The sequence below is a fragment of the Virgisporangium aurantiacum genome, assembly GCF_016863635.1.
GTDB classification, from domain to species: domain Bacteria; phylum Actinomycetota; class Actinomycetes; order Mycobacteriales; family Micromonosporaceae; genus Virgisporangium; species Virgisporangium aurantiacum.
Genome location: NZ_BOPG01000082.1, coordinates 1 through 14,175, shown reverse-complemented (window position 1 = coordinate 14,175; position 14,175 = coordinate 1). Strand labels below are relative to the sequence as shown.

Genomic DNA, 14,175 nt, shown 5'->3' with positions numbered 1-14,175 from the left:
GTTGCTCCGTGAACCGTACCGATCGTCTATATGCGCTGGTGGAAGAGCTCCGGCGGGTGCGTCCCGGTGCCCGGAGCGCGCGCCGGCTGGCCGAGCACTTCGAGGTCGACGTTCGCACGATCCGCCGTGACATCGGCGCGCTTCAGCAGGCCGGCGTGCCGATCTACGCCGAGCCCGGGCGTCGGGGCGGCTACGTGCTCGATCGCGCGTACACGTTGCCCCCGCTGAACATCACGCCCCGGGAGGCGATCGCCACCGCGGTCGCGCTGAGCGCGATGGCCGGCACCCCGTTCGCCGCGGCGGCGCGGTCGGCACTGCACAAGTTGGTCGCCGTCATGGCGCCGCACGACCTGGCGGCGACCCGGTCGATGGCCGGGCGGGTCTGCCTGGTCCAGCCGGCCGCCGCCACGGCCGGGCCGGTCGAGGTGCTGCGCGAGGCCGAAGAGGCGGTGTGGAGCCGGTCGGTGGTCACCATCGAGTACTACGACCGCAACGGCCGGCTGTCGTCGCGGGCGGTCGAGCCGATCGGGCTGGCCGGCGGTGGCGAGCACTGGTACCTCATCGCGTGGTGCCGGCTGCGCGAGGGCATCCGCGAGTTCCGGCTCGACCGGGTGGTTCAGTTCGCCCGCACCGAGGAGGTCGCCGCACCCCGGCTGGCGTCGCTGGCCGGGTTGAACGTGGGCGACCTCGGCACGGCACCGCTGCGTCTGGAAGGCGACAGCGTCAGAAATGCGGACAGGAGGGTGCCCTCACCTGGGGCGAGGATAGGTCGAACGGCCCCTGAAGCACACAGAAGGGACTTTCGCGTTGACGGTCAACACGAACCACGTCACCGCCCCCTCGGTCGACCAACGGCTGTCGCTCTGGACGCAGTGGCTGGCGCTCCGTAACGGCGACAACCGATCCGACGACCTGCTCGCCCCCACGCTCGTCGCGCACTTCCCGCACACGGCCAGCCGGCCGGAGCACATCGGCGACAGGTCCGACCTGCTCGCGTGGGCCGAGGCGGTGCGCTCGGCGTTCGTCGACTTCGAACTGTCGGTCCAGGTGGGGCCGGTGCTCGGCGTGCACATGATCGTCGGGCGGTGGACGCTCACCGGCATCACCCGCGTCGCGGGATCCTGGGGCCCGTCCGGAACCGTGGTCCGCTCGTCCGGCGTCGACATCGTGCGCATCGAGCACGGTCAGATCGTCGAGTTCTGGGTCAACCACGACTCGCACGACCTGGCCAGCGCCGGGTGACCTAGCCGGCCCCGGGCCCGCGCGAGCGGAGCGAGCGCAATCGGTAGAGCCCGTGTCGAACTCGGGGGGATTCGACACGGGCCCTTACGGTCTGGGTGATGCGTGAGCGCCAGGTCGACCGGCTCGTCCGGATGCTTCGGGAACCCGACGATTGGCGGCGGTACCAGGCGGCCAAGGGCCTGGGCACGCTGGTGCGGCGACATCCCGAGCTCGCCGGCCCGGCGGTGATCGAGGCCCTCATCGCGGAGCTCGCCGGCCCGCACTTCCTCGTGCGATGGGCGGCCGTGACGAGCCTCGGTCATGCGGCCGCCGATGCCGACCCGTCCACCCGGCACGCCGTGGTCGAGGCGCTCGTGCCCCTGCTCGACGATCCCACCCCGCTGGTGCGCGCCCGGGCCATGCTCACGATCGGCCGCATCGATCCGGCGCCCGCCCGCGACCTGCTGCTGGCCCGGCTGGGCGGGCGACGTCCGCAGGCGCGGGCCGCCGAGGCGCTGGGCGGCATGCGCACCGACGATCCCACGGTGATCGCCGCCCTGTGCGCCGTGCTCGCCGACAGCCAGGCGGGCGGTGCGGCCACCCTGTCGTTGGCCCGCATGGACTCGTCTGCCGCCGTCCGACCGTTGCTCCTGCATCCGTCGAACCAGGTGCGGGCCAACAGCCTGCGGGTCCTGATCCTCGTCGAGGCGCCCGGGTACGTCGAACTCTGCGCCGACGCGCTGGCCGACCCGAGCGTGGAGGTCCGGATCCGCGCGGTGGCCGGCCTGGCCGCCGGCGCCCGATGGGACCTGCTCGACGCCGCCGCGGCCGACCACGACCGGGTCCGGCTCGCGGTGGCCGACGCGCTCGTCCGTACCGACGATGCCGGGGCGCTGCTCCGCCGGCTCATGGCCGATCCCGTCGGGAGCGTGCGGCATGCGGCCCGGTGGGCATGGACGGCCCGGCTGGAGCGGGCACCGGTCGAGCACCTCCGGGCGGCGGTCGCGGATGATTCACCACTTTCCCGGGCCGTGGCGGCCCGCAGCCTCGCCAGGATGGGCGACCGCACCGATGTCGATCGGCTCCGGGCGCTCCTCGACGACCCCGACGAACAGGTCCGCTGGGAGGCGCTCCGGGCCCTGCCGGTGCTGGTGTCACGGCTGCGGCTGCGCACCGCCGGTCTGCGACGATGGCTGGCCGGCCCGATCACCCGGCTCGCCGGGCACGCCCCCGAGCGCCGGATCCGCGAAGCCGCGAAAAATGCTCTGGCGTCGCTGTCGATTTCGGACCGGCACGGCGTCTACGGGGTGAGAGGCGCACCGAACGCGGAGAGGAACCCCCATGCGGTACATGCTGTGGATGATCGGGGACGGACGGGATGAGCCCGCCCCCGAGGAGATCGTCGTGATGCCGGAGTTCGTGGCCTGGACGAAGGCGGTGGAGGAGCGCGGCTTCCCGCACCACGGTGCGCGGCTGCGGCCGCCGAACACGGCCGTCACGGTGCGGGTGCGCAACGGCGAGGTGCTGATCACCGACGGGCCGTTCGCCGACACCAAGGAGCACATCGGCGGGTTCGAGGTGATCGAGGTCGACGACCTCGACGTCGCGATCGAGGTGGCGTCGATGCACCCGGCCGCGCACCAGACCGTCGAGATCCGTCCGTTCCACGTGCACGCGGAAGGCTGAGTGATGAAGTTCATGCTGTTCGTCTGCGCGGAACCCGGTGCGCCGAGCGAGGGCGAGACCGGCCTGACCATCGAGCAGTGGCTCGCCGAAACCGAGCGGCGCGGTGTGCGTCTCGAAGGCGACATCCTGGCCGCGACCAGCGACGCCACCACGATCCGCGACTACGGCCGCCTCATCACCGACGGGCCGTTCGCCGACACCAAGGAGTGGATCGCCGGCTACGACGTCCTCGACTGCAAGGATCTCGACGAGGCAGTCGAGATCGCCGCGCTGCATCCGATGGCGCGGGCCGGGCTTATCGAGGTGAGGCCGTTCTGGTCGGAGTAGAGGAGAGCGACGGCGGCGCCCGCGGCGCGCGCGGCGCCGTCGACGAGGCGTTCCGGAACGAGTGGGGACGGGTCGTCGCGACGCTGATCCGCGTCACCGGTGACTGGGACCTCGCCGAGGAGTGTGCCCAGGAGGCGTTCGCCCAGGCGCTCACCCGCTGGCCGGTCGACGGCGTGCCGAGAAGCACCGCCGCGTGGCTCACCACCGCCGCGCGCAACCGTGCCGTCGACCGGATCCGCCGCCGCGCCGCGGAAACCAACCGGCTGCGGTCGGTGGCGATCACCGACGCCGTTCCGGACGAGCGCCGGGAGGAGGAGGACTCCGTGCCGGACGACCGGCTGCAACTGATGTTCACCTGCTGCCACCCGGCCCTGCCGATCGAGGCCCGGGTCGCCCTGACCCTGCGCACACTCGCCGGCCTCACCACCCCGGAGATCGCCCGCGCGTTCCTCGTCGACGAGAAGACGATGGCCCAGCGGATCGTGCGGGCCAAGCGGAAGATCCGCAACGCGGGCATCCCGTACCGGGTGCCGCCGGCCCACCTGCTGCCGGAGCGCACGTTCGGCGTGCTCGGCGTCCTTTATCTGATGTTCAACGAGGGCTACTCCGCCAGCACCGGTGCCGACCTGATCCGTCAGTCGCTGTCCGCGGAGGCGATCAGGCTCGTGCGGGTCCTGATCGAACTGCTTCCGGACGAGCCCGAGGCGCGCGGCCTGCTCGCGCTGATGCTGTTCCACGACGCCCGGCGGGCCGGCCGCGTCGACGCGAACGGCGACATGATCACCCTGGCCGAGCAGGACCGCTCGCGGTGGGACCAGGCCACGATCGACGAGGCCCTACGCCTGCTCACCCCGGGTCGTGGCCCGTACCGGATCCAGGCGGCGATCGCCGCGCTCCACGCGACCGCACCGCACGCGGACGACACCGACTGGCCGCAGATCGCGAGCCTGTACGGCGAACTGGCGAAGCTCGTACCGTCGCCGGTGGTGGAGTTGAACCGGGCGGTGGCGATCGCGATGGCCGACGGGCCGGCGCTCGGCCTCACCCTGCTCGACCGGCTCGCCGAGACCGGTGCGCTGGCCACCTACCACCTGCTGCCGGCGTCGCGGGCCGACCTGCTCCGCCGCCTCGGCCGCGACGCCGAAGCCGTTGCCGCCTACCGCGAGGCGCTGGAACTGGCCCCCACCGACGCCGAACGCCGGTTCCTGCGGCGGCGCATCGAGTCACTGACGTGATCACCGTCGCCCACCGCGCCGGCAACGGCGTCGGGTCGCTGCGGGAGGCGCTCGACGCCGGCGTCGACCTGGTCGAGGCGGACGTGCACCGGTACCGCGGCCGGCTGGAGATCCGGCACCGCAAGTGGCTCGGGCCGCGATACCTGTGGGACCGGGGCGAGCCGGTCCGCCGCCGTCGTGACGTCGAGATCCCGCTGCTCGCGGACCTGCTCGCGGTCACCGGGGAAATGGACGCCGACCGGCTGATGCTCGATCTCAAGGGCGTCCACCCGAATCTTGCCCCGACGGTGGCCGCCGCCCTGCGTGCGGCCGTGCCCCGCGCCCCGGTCTGGATCTGCACCCAGCACTGGTGGATGTTCTCCCGCTTCACGGACCCCGAGGTGCGGGTGGTGCTCTCCGCCGGCAGCCGGCGCGGCCTCCGTCGCCTGCGCGCGACGCTCCGGTCGGGGCGACCGGCCGCCGGGGTCTCCGTGCGCCGCGACCTGCTGACCCCGGCCGTGGTGGCCGAACTGCACAGGTCCGTCCGGACGGTGCTGACCTGGCCGGTGGACACGCCCGAAGCGCTCGACGACGCCCGCCGCCTCGGCGTGAGCGGGGTGATCAGCAAGAACCTTCCGCTGCTCCGGACCATCACCCCGGGGGCAATGGGCGGGTAGCCACGCGGTGTGCCACCCGCCCACCTTCCGGTTGCCCGGTCCTGGGGGCTGGGCGGGTGCGCATCAGCCCTGCGCCAGGAGATCAGCGAAGGCGAGCAGCACCAGCGCCGCCACGAGCATGGCCACCATCAGGGCGAAGAACAGCGTCCGGACGGCCTGCTTGAACTGCTCGAACGCGTACCTGGCCTGCTCAACGGCGGCGGAGAGCAGCTTGGCGCAGGCGACCATCGTGAACAGCAGGAGCAGACCGTAGAAGACCGGGCGGAGATCCCCGGCACCGGCGGCGGCCTCGGCGAGCGTCGACGGAGTGAGGTGTTTCGGGTCGGAGGCGAACATCGCGAGTTCCTTGCGTCGTTTGGTTGATACGAGCCGGTTACTGCGTTCGCGATCGGGCAGTTGGTACTCCGGGTGGGCGGCGCGCGTGGCGGTGGCCGCTTCACCGTCGGCTTGGTTACCATCACTTGAACCACCTCCTTCACCTTGAATACGGTGACTAAACTTGAAGTTAGTATCGACCTTGTACGCACGGTCATGCAACGGTTTCGTTAAGACGATCAATAGGCATCCTTCACTTAGCGATAGTTAAGGTGACCCGAAAGTGGTTCCTCGACGCTCAGAACGGCGTTATAGTGCGGCGTCGCCGCTAACCAAACTTCACTTGAAGGGGTGAAAGCTCATGTCGGCCGATCCTGCCGCTGACCTGGCGCTGCGACTCCGGGCGCTCCGCGAAGAGGTACACCTCACCCAGGAGCAGTTGGCCCGCGTCCTGAGCGTCAGCGCGCCCGCGATCTCGTCGTGGGAGAACGGCGGCAAGGTCCCCCCGGTGAACCGGCTGGGCGCGTACGCGCGGCTGTTCGGTACCCCCCGGGCCACGGTCGGTCAGGCGCCCCGGCTGCTCACCGACGACGAGCTGACCGACGACGAGAACGCCGACCGCAAGCGCCTCGAAGCGGAGCTCATCCAGCTCCGGGAGGCCGCTCTCGGCCCGGCCACCGTCACCGCGACGGCCCGCCCGTCGCAGCAGCCGGCGAGCCCGAGCAACGCCCCCGCCGCCGGCTCCTGGTACTTCCCCGACCGGGCGCCCGTCACCATCGTGTGCGGCCGCCTGCCGGAGCGGTTGCAGAAGTCGCCGTACGCCGACCCGCAGAACCCCGACTACATCGACGCGTACACCTACGCCGACCTCGACGCCATGATCGAGCTGTTCGGACATGTCCGCGCGGTCAACCCGGCCAACCTGGTGCGCTTCCGGCGGTCGTCCGAGCTGGTCGAAGACGACTACACCACTCACCTGGTCATGCTCGGCGGCGTCGACATGAACGACATCACCGCCGAACTGCTGGACTTCTTCGACCTCCCGGTCCGGCAGGTGACGAACAGCGCCGAGGGCGAGGACTGGCAGGCCTGGTTCGAGATCATCGGCGGCGACGAGGAGACCCGGCACGAGGCGCTGCTCGCCAAGGCCGGCGGGCGCGAGGTGCTGCGCGAAGACGTCGCCCACTTCCTGCGCGCGCCGAACCCGTTCAACCGCCTCCGCACGGTGACCTTCTGCTACGCCATGTACGGCCGGGGCGTCTACGGCGCGGTCCGGGCCCTGACGGATCAGCGGTTCCGCGACCGGAACGAGGAGTACCTCAACGAGCGGTTCGGCGGCAGCGACACGTTCGGCCTGCTCATGCGGGTCCGGATGGCGCCGGGCGGCAAGGTGATCACGCCGGACTGGACCAAGGCGGACACCCGCCTCCACGAGTGGACCGAGGACCCGTCATGAGCATCGCCGAGCTGCACCACGGCAGCCACACCCACCTGCTGGCGCCGGTCGCCGACCGGCCGCCGCCGGCGCCGGTCGACGCGATCATCGTGCCCTCGTTTCGGCCGGCCGCCGCGCTCGACCACATCTTCACCCTGGCCACGGAGCTTCAGTGCCGGGTCCTCGTGCTCAGCAGCGGGGAGTCGCGCGCGGCCGACGTCATCGATCGGGCACCCGCGTCGATCCCCGGGGTCATCGCGATCGACGTCGACGGTCTCCACGACCGGTTGCCGTCGTTCCGCACCACCCGGATGCTCGACGGCACGATCTTCCACCAGGTCTCCGATCTCAGCTTCAAGCGCAACCTGGGCCTGCTGGTCGCGCGCACCGCGGGCTGGCAGCGGGTGGTGTTCCTCGACGACGACATCGCGGTCAGCGACCACTCGGGCCTGTCGAGCGCCGCCGCGTTGCTCGGCCGCTTCGACGTGGTCGGCATGCACAACGTCGGCTACCCCGACAACTCGGTGGTGTGTCACGCCCTCCGGGCGGTCGGTGGCGAGCAGGGCACGTTCATCGGCGGCGGGGGCATCCTGGTGGCGCCGCACCGCTCGTTCTCGTTCTTCCCGAAGATCTACAACGAGGACTGGTTCTACCTGCTCGGCCCGCACCGGCTGTCGACCGTCGGGCGGTCCGGTTCGATGGTCCAGCAGCCGTACGACCCGTTCGCGTCGCCCCAGCGGGCCACGTACGAGGAGTTCGGCGACTGCCTGGCCGAGGGTCTGTTCTGGAACCTCGACAACGGCGGCCGCATCGCCAACGCCAACCTGGCGCACTGGCAGGATTTCCTCAAGCGACGGCGGGGGCTGATCGACCGCATCACGATGATGGCGATGGGTCGTCCGATCGAACGTCGGGGCCCGGTGCTCGCGTCGCTGAACGCGGCCCGCGAGCGGCTCGCGCTGATCACGCCCGAGTTGTGTGTCGACTTCATCCAGGCCTGGCAGCGCGACCGGCGGGAGTGGACGGCGTTCGTCGGGCGGTTCCCCACCCAGCTGAGCCTGAACGTCGCGCTGAAGCGGATCGAAATCCCCGAGTCGGCCTGTGTTGCCACCAGTCTTGACGAATCGTGCGCCTTCGCCGCTGTTTGACCCATGGGAATTTGTCGATTGGACGACCATGCCCGAGTGTTGAGGGATGCTCGACCTCGCCATCGAACCCGCTGACGAGGGGGACCTTCCCCGGTTGACCGCCGCCCTTGGCCATCGCTCGTTCCTCGACAAACGGATGGAGTTCACCCGGCAGGGTCACGGTCTCCTGCTCGCGGCCTCGCGAGGCGCCCTCGCGGTGGGCTTCGTCTACCTCTGGCTGGGGCCGGCGCACGAGGCCGAACTGCAGCGGTGGCTGCCGGGCGTGCCGATCCTCAACCGGTTGTTCGTCGGCAAGCCGCACCGGCGGCAGGGCGTCGGCACGGCGATCGTCGAGGAGGCGGCCCGGTTGCTGCGGGAAGCCGGCCACAAGCAGGTGGCGCTCGGCGTCGACCCGCACAACGGCGTCCGCCGCCTGTACGACCGGCTGGGTTTCCGCGAGTGGGACCACGGGCTGGTCACCGGTCGGGCCGACGCCGACCTGGGCAGCGGGCGGGTCAACCGGCACCAGGAAGAGACGTTCACAATTCTCGTGCGCGACCTCTGAGGCGCGGTTCTAGGCTGTGCCGATGGAATTCAAGGACGAGCTCAGGCACTACCTGCGACGCGCGCGCGAGGCGCTGGTGTGGAAGCTCGACGGGCTCTCCGAGTACGACATCCGCCGGCCGCTGGTGCCCACCGGCACGAACCTGCTCGGCCTGGTCAAGCACACGGCCGGCACCGAGGCGGGGTACTTCGGCGACGTGTTCGACCGGCCGTTCCCGGAGCCGTTGCCCTGGACCGAGGAAGACGCCGAGACGAACGCCGACATGTGGGCGACCGCCGACGAGTCCCGCGCCGACATCGTCGACCTCTATCGCCGGGTGTGGGCGCACTCCGACGCCACCATCGAGGAGCTGCCCCTGGACGCGCCGGGGCGCGTGCCGTGGTGGCCCGGCGAGCGCAGCCGCGTCACCTTGCAGTTGATTCTCGTGCACATGATCGCGGAGACGAACCGGCACTGCGGCCACGCCGACCTCGTGCGTGAACTGATCGACGGCGCCGCGGGGATCAACAGCCAGAACTCCAACCTCCCCGACGTGGACGCGACCTGGTGGCAGGCCTACTACGACCGCCTGGAGTCGACGGCGCGAGAAGCCTCGCAACGCTGAGTTCCGCGGGCACTCCGTTGGGTGATTCATCCCCAATGTTACCGTTACGTGTTCGAACACTTGTACGATTAGAACATGCGATCGGACGTTGCCGCCGCCGCGGTCACCATCAATGACAGGGGGTCCTCACACGACATCTGCACCTGTGCGCCGCCCGATCTGCCGCGCCGGCGTCGCTGGGGTTGGCTGTGGCCGGGCACCGGTTTTCTCGACCGGCCGGGCGGCAGCGAGTACGCCAACCGGTGGCAGTCGTCCTGCGGTCAGGGCGGCTGAACCCCCGGCGTCCCGCGGGAGATCTACGCTGCCAAGGTGGCGAAGTACTTCGACGTGCATCCGGCGAACCCGCAACGGCGGGCGATCGCCCAGATCGTGGAGATCATTCAAAGTGATGGACTGATCGCGTACCCCACCGACTCCTGCTTCGCGTTCGGGTGCCGGCTGGGCAACCGTGCCGCGATCGACCGGATCCGGGAGATCCGCAAGCTCGACGCCGGTCACCACTTCACGTTGGTGTGCCGAGACTTCGCGCAACTCGGCCAGTTCGTACACATCAACAACGCGTCGTTCCGCGCGATCAAGGCCGCCACTCCGGGTAGCTACACGTTCATCCTGCCGGCCACGAAGGAGGTGCCGCGGCGCCTGATGCATCCGCGCAAGAAGACGGTCGGCGTGCGCATCCCCGATCACGTGGTGGCACAGGCGATCCTCGGCGAACTGGGCGAGCCGTTGCTGTCGAGCACCCTCCTGCTTCCGAACGAACCCGAGCCGCTCACCCAGGGCTGGGAAATCAAGGAGGCGCTCGACAACCAACTCGACGCGGTGGTCGACTCGGGCGAGTGCGGCACCGAGCCGACCACCGTCATCGACTATTCCGACGGCGAACCGGAAATCCTTCGCTACGGCGCCGGCGATCCGGCAAGATTCGAATGATGCGCGCCTATTCAGACGGCGATGCGGCCGCCCTCTACGACGTGCTGAACCCGTGGGGCGCCAGCGACGACTTCCACCTGCGTCACATGATGGCGGCGCCGAGCGTCCTCGACGTCGGGTGCGGCACCGGCACCCTGCTCGCCCGCGCCCGCGACAACGGCCATTCCGGCCGGCTGTGCGGGGTCGACCCGGATGAGGGAATGCTGGGCCGGGCCCGGGCAAAGTCCATTGTGGACGTCGAGTGGGTGCTCGCCGGTGCCGCCGACCTCACGTTCCGGGGCGAGTTCGCGCATGCGCTGATGGCGAGCCACGCGTTCCAGTGCCTGGCCACCGACGCCGACCTGCGCGCGTCGCTGGCCGCGATCCGGGCGGCACTCGTCGACGGCGGTACGTTCGCGTTCGAGACCCGCAACCGGCTGGCCCGCGAGTGGGAGTCGTGGACCCCCGACAACCCGTGGGACGTCGTCGACCCCGACGGCCGCGACCTACGCATGGTCTACGACGTCCGGGAAAGGGCCGACGGCGTCGTCACCGTCGCCGAAACCACCGCCACCCGCGACGGCGTACCGCTCCGCGTCGACCACGCCGACCTACGCTTCATCACCGAAGCCGACCTCGACGCCTACCTGACGGAAGCCGGCTTCACGGTTGCCGAACGCTACGGCGACTTCCGCGGCGGCCCGTGCACACCGTCGAGCGCGGAAATCGTGACGGTCGCCCGCGCCGCGCGATGACCCTCCCGTCGGTGACTCCCTGGCACGGCGTCGACCTGGTGGAGCCGCTCCCGGGCGGGGCGCGCAACCGCGTCTTCCTCGCCCGGCGCGGCGGGCGGCGGCTCGTCGTCCGCACGTCCACCCGCGCACCCGACGCGCTGCGCTGGGAACTCGACCTCCTCGACCACCTGGCGGCGGCCGGCTTCCCGGTACCCGTCCCGGTGCCCAGCGACGACGGGCGGCGCCAGGTCGACGGCGTCATGGTGACAGACTTCGTCGCGGGCCGGCCACCCCGCGACGTCGACGACTGGCGTCGCGTCGTCGAAACCCTGGAGACCCTTCACGAACTCACCGTCGGATGGCCGCAACGACCGGGTTTCGCGTCGAGCCGGGAACTGCTCACGGCGGACCGCGGCGGCGACGTCCGACTCGACACGATGCCGCCCGACGGCGTACGGGCGGTCCGCGCGGCATGGCGGCCGCTGGCTGCCGACCGGGAGTGTGTCGTCCACGGTGACGTGGGAGCGGGCAACATTCTCGTGGACGGGTCGCGGATGACCCTGCTCGACTGGGACGAGTCGCGGGTCGACGTGCCGTGGTTCGACTTCGCGTTCGTTCCGGAAGATGTCGAGGTTCCGGTGCCGGTCGGGCGCTCTGTGCTCGTCACCGCGGGGATTGCCTGGGAAGCGGCCACCTGTTGGGTGCCGGAACCGGAGTACGCGGCCCGGCGCCTGGCCGAACTGCACACCCGGGGCGCCGTCTAGGGTGTGCTCGTGTACTTCGATGTTGTCGACAAGGCGGTCATCGTCACCGGGGCTTCGTCCGGGATCGGGGCGGCCACCGCCCGCCTGCTCCACCTGGCCGGTGCCCGTCCCATTTTGGCCGCGCGACGGGCGGACCGGTTGCGCGACCTCAGCGCCGAACTCGGCGGCGCCCTCGCGGTCGAAACCGACGTCACCGACCGCGCCCAGATCAAGACACTGGTCGACGCGACGCTCGACCGGCACGGCCGCATCGACGCGCTGGTGAACAACGCCGGCGGCAGCCTGCACCGGAGCCTCGACGCGGTGGATCCCGACGAGTTCCTGCGCGTGCTCGACCTCAACGTGGTCAGCGTGCTGACGATGACGCAGGCCGTGCTGCCGGCAATGCGCCAACAGGGCGGCGGCCGCATCATCAACGTCAGTTCCGGCACGGTGCGCCGCGATCCGCCGGGCATCGGCGCCTATGCCGCGACGAAGGCCGCCGTGAACACGCTGACCGCGGTGTCCCGCAAGGAACTCGCGGCCGACGGCATCGTCGTGTCGCTGGTGATTCCCTCGCTGACCGCGACCGAGTTCAACGGCGGCCGCAACGCCGACCGCAGCCGTCTCCGGCCGGGAACGGTGTCGCACAGCGCGGAGTACGTGGCCCGGGCGATCGTGCGCGCCCTGCGCACGGGCGAGGCGAAGGTGGAGATTCCCCGCGGTCCGGAACGAACTTAGTTCGAGAACCGCCAGTGTTGCCCGATGACCGACCGGACCCGGTCGAGTTCGGGCGCGTCGCCGCCCATTGTGGTTTCCAGGGCGCGCATGAGCTGGTCGGCGCCGTCGGGAAAGCGTTCGCAGGTCTGGATCAGCGTGATGACGTGCAGGCGGGGGACCTGGTGCGACGGGATCTGGGTCCTGATGCGCGACGGGAGCTGGCGGATGAGGGTCTGGCGCTGGTGCTCCTCCTCGATGACGGGCAACGACAGGAGCACGTCGACGATCGCGTTCAGGCCGGACTCGCGGGGCTGCGTACCGGCCCTGCTGGCCGGGAGCCCGGCGGAGACCTCCGCCAGCAGCGCCCGAACATAGGACGCCGCGGCCAGGGCGGCGTACGGCTGCCACCGGTCGTTCTTGGACTCGTCGCAGTAGTCCGATATCCCGCGGACCACGTACCACTGCACCCCGTGCAGGTCCGCACCGACCGCGACGCCCGAGCCCTCCATCTCCGCCGCCATCACCCCGAACCGCGTGGCCAACTGGTCGCGGACCCGGGCGCTCCGAACCAGCCGATCGGCGCTGCCGATCGAACCCCGATGCACGATCGGTCCGTCGGGACGATCGGTTCGCCGCGGGTCGTTAACTGCGAGGGGACGCGCGAACAGCGGCGGCACCCTCCGCTCGGCAAGGTGGGCGAGCCACGGACGCGACCCGAGCGCCTCCTGGGCGAGGAGCTCCCGGTCGGCGGCGAGCAGCACCTTCGACATGCCTTCGACCGGCCGACGAAGTTGATCCCCGCCGGGCAGCGACCGGACGTGGTCGTAGTCGACGATTCCGTCACTCGCCGACACGATGTCACCCAGCCGAAGCCCATTCTGCGGGAAACCACCAGCAATGCCGCACAGGACAATGTGCCGAAGACTCGGAAAACTGCGGGCAAGACCTGCACAAATAGCTGCCGCTCCGCGGTTGCCGTCCTGAACCTGGCTCGCGATCACAACGGTATGACGCCCACCGTCACGGCTTGGCATTTCAGCAAGAAAATACAAGGTGGGGTCGCCCGGAACCGACACCGGCCGAACGTCGTCGGCCATGACGCGAATCGCCGCTGACTCCACCGGCAACGCCGTAACCAGGCCAATCGCTATTCCGGACGGCTCATCGGTCGCTCCGTCGCGCGACCTGCCGACCTGAACCCTGGTAAGGATCCGATCAAGTTCGAGCTCCCGGTAGACCAGCTCCCGATCCGCACCGGGGAACCGCCGTTCAAGATCGCGGTCATCTCGTGTCATCTTCCCACCCGTTTCTCAGCCGAGCCACTCCCATGATGACTGTCCGAGTCCGGGCCGGATTTTCAGGGATGTGCTTGTGAGACTGATGCATGTAAATTGAGTCCAGACCAATGACACCTTTCACTGGGCAACGTGGCCCGGCACACCACCCACAAGGAGGAGCCGGCATCGTGGAGATTCCCGATTCAGGCGTCGAGACGGTGCTGATCGATCTGGCGAATGTCCCGATCGCGGCTCTCGTCGACTACGACCTCGATGTTCTCGGCCCATCCCTGTTGGCCGTGATGGCCCAGGTAGACCGGCCACGGAAGAACATCGGAACGGGTCCGCCCGGACGCGCCGACTGACCGGCGAGATGGCCGAGCGCGCGGCTTCCGGGCCATCCGCAGCGGGCGCCCGGAACCACGTACTTTCCCAGACGCAGTTCCGGAGCCTGGCGCGCGGCGAGGGAGACGCTGAGTCGATCCGGCTTCTCCTTGCCGGCGAACGCAGCCGGCGCCTGCTGATGCTCATTCAGTTGCGGGTCGAACTGCAGAAACAGCCGATGGCGCTGCGTCCGATGCCGACCTTCGACGCGGCCTGGTCGGTGCTCGAGACGATCGA

General features: G+C 70.2%; 20 protein-coding genes. 18 read left to right on the top strand and 2 right to left on the bottom strand.

Annotated elements, in window-relative coordinates:
* The first annotated feature begins 8 nt into the window (after positions 1–8).
* The 7 genes from Vau01_RS50900 to Vau01_RS50870 all read left to right on the top strand — a co-directional run bounded on the left by Vau01_RS50900 (position 9) and on the right by Vau01_RS50870 (position 5,125).
* Entirely contained in the window at positions 9–890 is an 882-nt protein-coding gene (locus Vau01_RS50900) for a helix-turn-helix transcriptional regulator (RefSeq protein WP_204008504.1), read from the top strand.
* Positions 808–1,242 (top strand): ester cyclase, encoded by a 435-nt coding sequence (locus Vau01_RS50895; protein ID WP_204008502.1) that lies wholly within the window; start codon positions 808–810, stop codon positions 1,240–1,242. The genes Vau01_RS50900 and Vau01_RS50895 overlap by 83 nt, the downstream gene beginning before the upstream one ends.
* 98 nt (positions 1,243–1,340) lie before the next feature.
* A complete protein-coding gene (locus Vau01_RS50890) occupies positions 1,341–2,603 on the top strand; it encodes a HEAT repeat domain-containing protein (RefSeq protein WP_204008501.1) in 1,263 nt (420 codons plus the stop codon).
* Entirely contained in the window at positions 2,563–2,907 is a 345-nt protein-coding gene (locus Vau01_RS50885) for a YciI family protein (RefSeq protein ID WP_204008499.1), read from the top strand. Before Vau01_RS50890 ends, Vau01_RS50885 begins: the two co-directional genes overlap by 41 nt.
* 3 nt (positions 2,908–2,910) lie before the next feature.
* Positions 2,911–3,234 carry a YciI family protein gene (locus Vau01_RS50880; RefSeq protein WP_204008497.1) on the top strand — a complete coding sequence of 108 codons (324 nt, stop codon included), beginning with the start codon at positions 2,911–2,913 and terminating at the stop codon, positions 3,232–3,234.
* A complete protein-coding gene (locus tag Vau01_RS50875; protein WP_204008625.1) occupies positions 3,222–4,469 on the top strand; it encodes an RNA polymerase sigma factor in 1,248 nt (415 codons plus the stop codon). Before Vau01_RS50880 ends, Vau01_RS50875 begins: the two co-directional genes overlap by 13 nt.
* Positions 4,466–5,125 (top strand): glycerophosphodiester phosphodiesterase, encoded by a 660-nt coding sequence (locus tag Vau01_RS50870; protein WP_204008495.1) that lies wholly within the window; start codon positions 4,466–4,468, stop codon positions 5,123–5,125. Before Vau01_RS50875 ends, Vau01_RS50870 begins: the two co-directional genes overlap by 4 nt.
* A gap of 63 nt (positions 5,126–5,188) precedes the next feature.
* On the opposite strand, the gene Vau01_RS50865 is transcribed toward Vau01_RS50870, so the two are convergent.
* On the bottom strand, positions 5,189–5,461 hold the full coding sequence (locus Vau01_RS50865) for a hypothetical protein (RefSeq protein WP_204008493.1): 273 nt from the start codon (positions 5,459–5,461) through the stop codon (positions 5,189–5,191).
* A 340-nt stretch (positions 5,462–5,801) separates the two neighbouring features.
* Here Vau01_RS50865 and Vau01_RS50860 point away from each other — a divergent pair, with 340 nt between their 5' ends.
* From Vau01_RS50860 to Vau01_RS50820, 9 genes are all read left to right on the top strand, one after another.
* Complete coding sequence (locus Vau01_RS50860) at positions 5,802–6,896, top strand: helix-turn-helix domain-containing protein (protein ID WP_204008492.1); 1,095 nt, start codon at positions 5,802–5,804, stop codon at positions 6,894–6,896.
* Entirely contained in the window at positions 6,893–8,023 is a 1,131-nt protein-coding gene (locus Vau01_RS50855; protein ID WP_204008490.1) for a hypothetical protein, read from the top strand. The genes Vau01_RS50860 and Vau01_RS50855 overlap by 4 nt, the downstream gene beginning before the upstream one ends.
* Before the next feature lie 46 nt (positions 8,024–8,069).
* The gene (locus tag Vau01_RS50850; RefSeq protein ID WP_204008488.1) at positions 8,070–8,567 is read left to right on the top strand and encodes a GNAT family N-acetyltransferase; all 498 of its coding nucleotides are present in this window, start codon (positions 8,070–8,072) and stop codon (positions 8,565–8,567) included.
* Between the two features lie 22 nt (positions 8,568–8,589).
* The gene (locus Vau01_RS50845; RefSeq protein ID WP_204008486.1) at positions 8,590–9,171 is read left to right on the top strand and encodes a DinB family protein; all 582 of its coding nucleotides are present in this window, start codon (positions 8,590–8,592) and stop codon (positions 9,169–9,171) included.
* Positions 9,172–9,246: 75 nt separating this feature from the next.
* Entirely contained in the window at positions 9,247–9,444 is a 198-nt protein-coding gene (locus Vau01_RS50840; RefSeq protein WP_204008485.1) for a hypothetical protein, read from the top strand.
* A 36-nt stretch (positions 9,445–9,480) separates the two neighbouring features.
* A complete protein-coding gene (locus Vau01_RS50835; RefSeq protein WP_204008483.1) occupies positions 9,481–10,101 on the top strand; it encodes an L-threonylcarbamoyladenylate synthase in 621 nt (206 codons plus the stop codon).
* Positions 10,101–10,835, top strand: a complete 735-nt coding sequence (locus Vau01_RS50830; RefSeq protein ID WP_204008481.1) for a class I SAM-dependent methyltransferase — start codon at positions 10,101–10,103, stop codon at positions 10,833–10,835. The genes Vau01_RS50835 and Vau01_RS50830 overlap by 1 nt, the downstream gene beginning before the upstream one ends.
* Positions 10,836–10,846: 11 nt before the next feature.
* The gene (locus tag Vau01_RS50825) at positions 10,847–11,578 is read left to right on the top strand and encodes a phosphotransferase enzyme family protein (protein ID WP_204008479.1); all 732 of its coding nucleotides are present in this window, start codon (positions 10,847–10,849) and stop codon (positions 11,576–11,578) included.
* A 9-nt stretch (positions 11,579–11,587) separates the two neighbouring features.
* Entirely contained in the window at positions 11,588–12,298 is a 711-nt protein-coding gene (locus tag Vau01_RS50820) for an SDR family oxidoreductase (protein WP_204008477.1), read from the top strand.
* Here the strand turns inward: Vau01_RS50820 and Vau01_RS50815 are convergent.
* A complete protein-coding gene (locus tag Vau01_RS50815) occupies positions 12,295–13,572 on the bottom strand; it encodes a phosphorylase family protein (RefSeq protein WP_204008475.1) in 1,278 nt (425 codons plus the stop codon). The two genes, Vau01_RS50820 and Vau01_RS50815, sit on opposite strands and share 4 nt — an antisense overlap.
* A 170-nt stretch (positions 13,573–13,742) precedes the next feature.
* On the opposite strand from Vau01_RS50815, the gene Vau01_RS50810 reads away from it, so the two are divergent.
* Complete coding sequence (locus Vau01_RS50810; RefSeq protein ID WP_204008473.1) at positions 13,743–13,919, top strand: hypothetical protein; 177 nt, start codon at positions 13,743–13,745, stop codon at positions 13,917–13,919.
* 8 nt (positions 13,920–13,927) lie between these two features.
* A partial coding sequence (locus Vau01_RS50805) for an HEXXH motif-containing putative peptide modification protein (protein WP_204008471.1) occupies positions 13,928–14,175 on the top strand: 248 nt, incomplete at its 3' end.

What these genes read in the sequence shown, in the direction of transcription:
- Vau01_RS50890 (WP_204008501.1), top strand. Translation starts at nt 1,341, where the DNA reads ATGCGTGAGCGCCAGGTCGACCGGCTCGTCCGGATGCTTCGGGAACCC.
- Vau01_RS50885 (WP_204008499.1), top strand. Translation starts at nt 2,563, where the DNA reads ATGCGGTACATGCTGTGGATGATCGGGGACGGACGGGATGAGCCCGCC.
- Vau01_RS50880 (WP_204008497.1), top strand. Translation starts at nt 2,911, where the DNA reads ATGAAGTTCATGCTGTTCGTCTGCGCGGAACCCGGTGCGCCGAGCGAG.
- Vau01_RS50865 (WP_204008493.1), bottom strand. Translation starts at nt 5,461, where the DNA reads ATGTTCGCCTCCGACCCGAAACACCTCACTCCGTCGACGCTCGCCGAG.
- Vau01_RS50860 (WP_204008492.1), top strand. Translation starts at nt 5,802, where the DNA reads ATGTCGGCCGATCCTGCCGCTGACCTGGCGCTGCGACTCCGGGCGCTC.
- Vau01_RS50855 (WP_204008490.1), top strand. Translation starts at nt 6,893, where the DNA reads ATGAGCATCGCCGAGCTGCACCACGGCAGCCACACCCACCTGCTGGCG.
- Vau01_RS50850 (WP_204008488.1), top strand. Translation starts at nt 8,070, where the DNA reads ATGCTCGACCTCGCCATCGAACCCGCTGACGAGGGGGACCTTCCCCGG.
- Vau01_RS50845 (WP_204008486.1), top strand. Translation starts at nt 8,590, where the DNA reads ATGGAATTCAAGGACGAGCTCAGGCACTACCTGCGACGCGCGCGCGAG.
- Vau01_RS50840 (WP_204008485.1), top strand. Translation starts at nt 9,247, where the DNA reads ATGCGATCGGACGTTGCCGCCGCCGCGGTCACCATCAATGACAGGGGG.
- Vau01_RS50830 (WP_204008481.1), top strand. Translation starts at nt 10,101, where the DNA reads ATGCGCGCCTATTCAGACGGCGATGCGGCCGCCCTCTACGACGTGCTG.
- Vau01_RS50815 (WP_204008475.1), bottom strand. Translation starts at nt 13,572, where the DNA reads ATGACACGAGATGACCGCGATCTTGAACGGCGGTTCCCCGGTGCGGAT.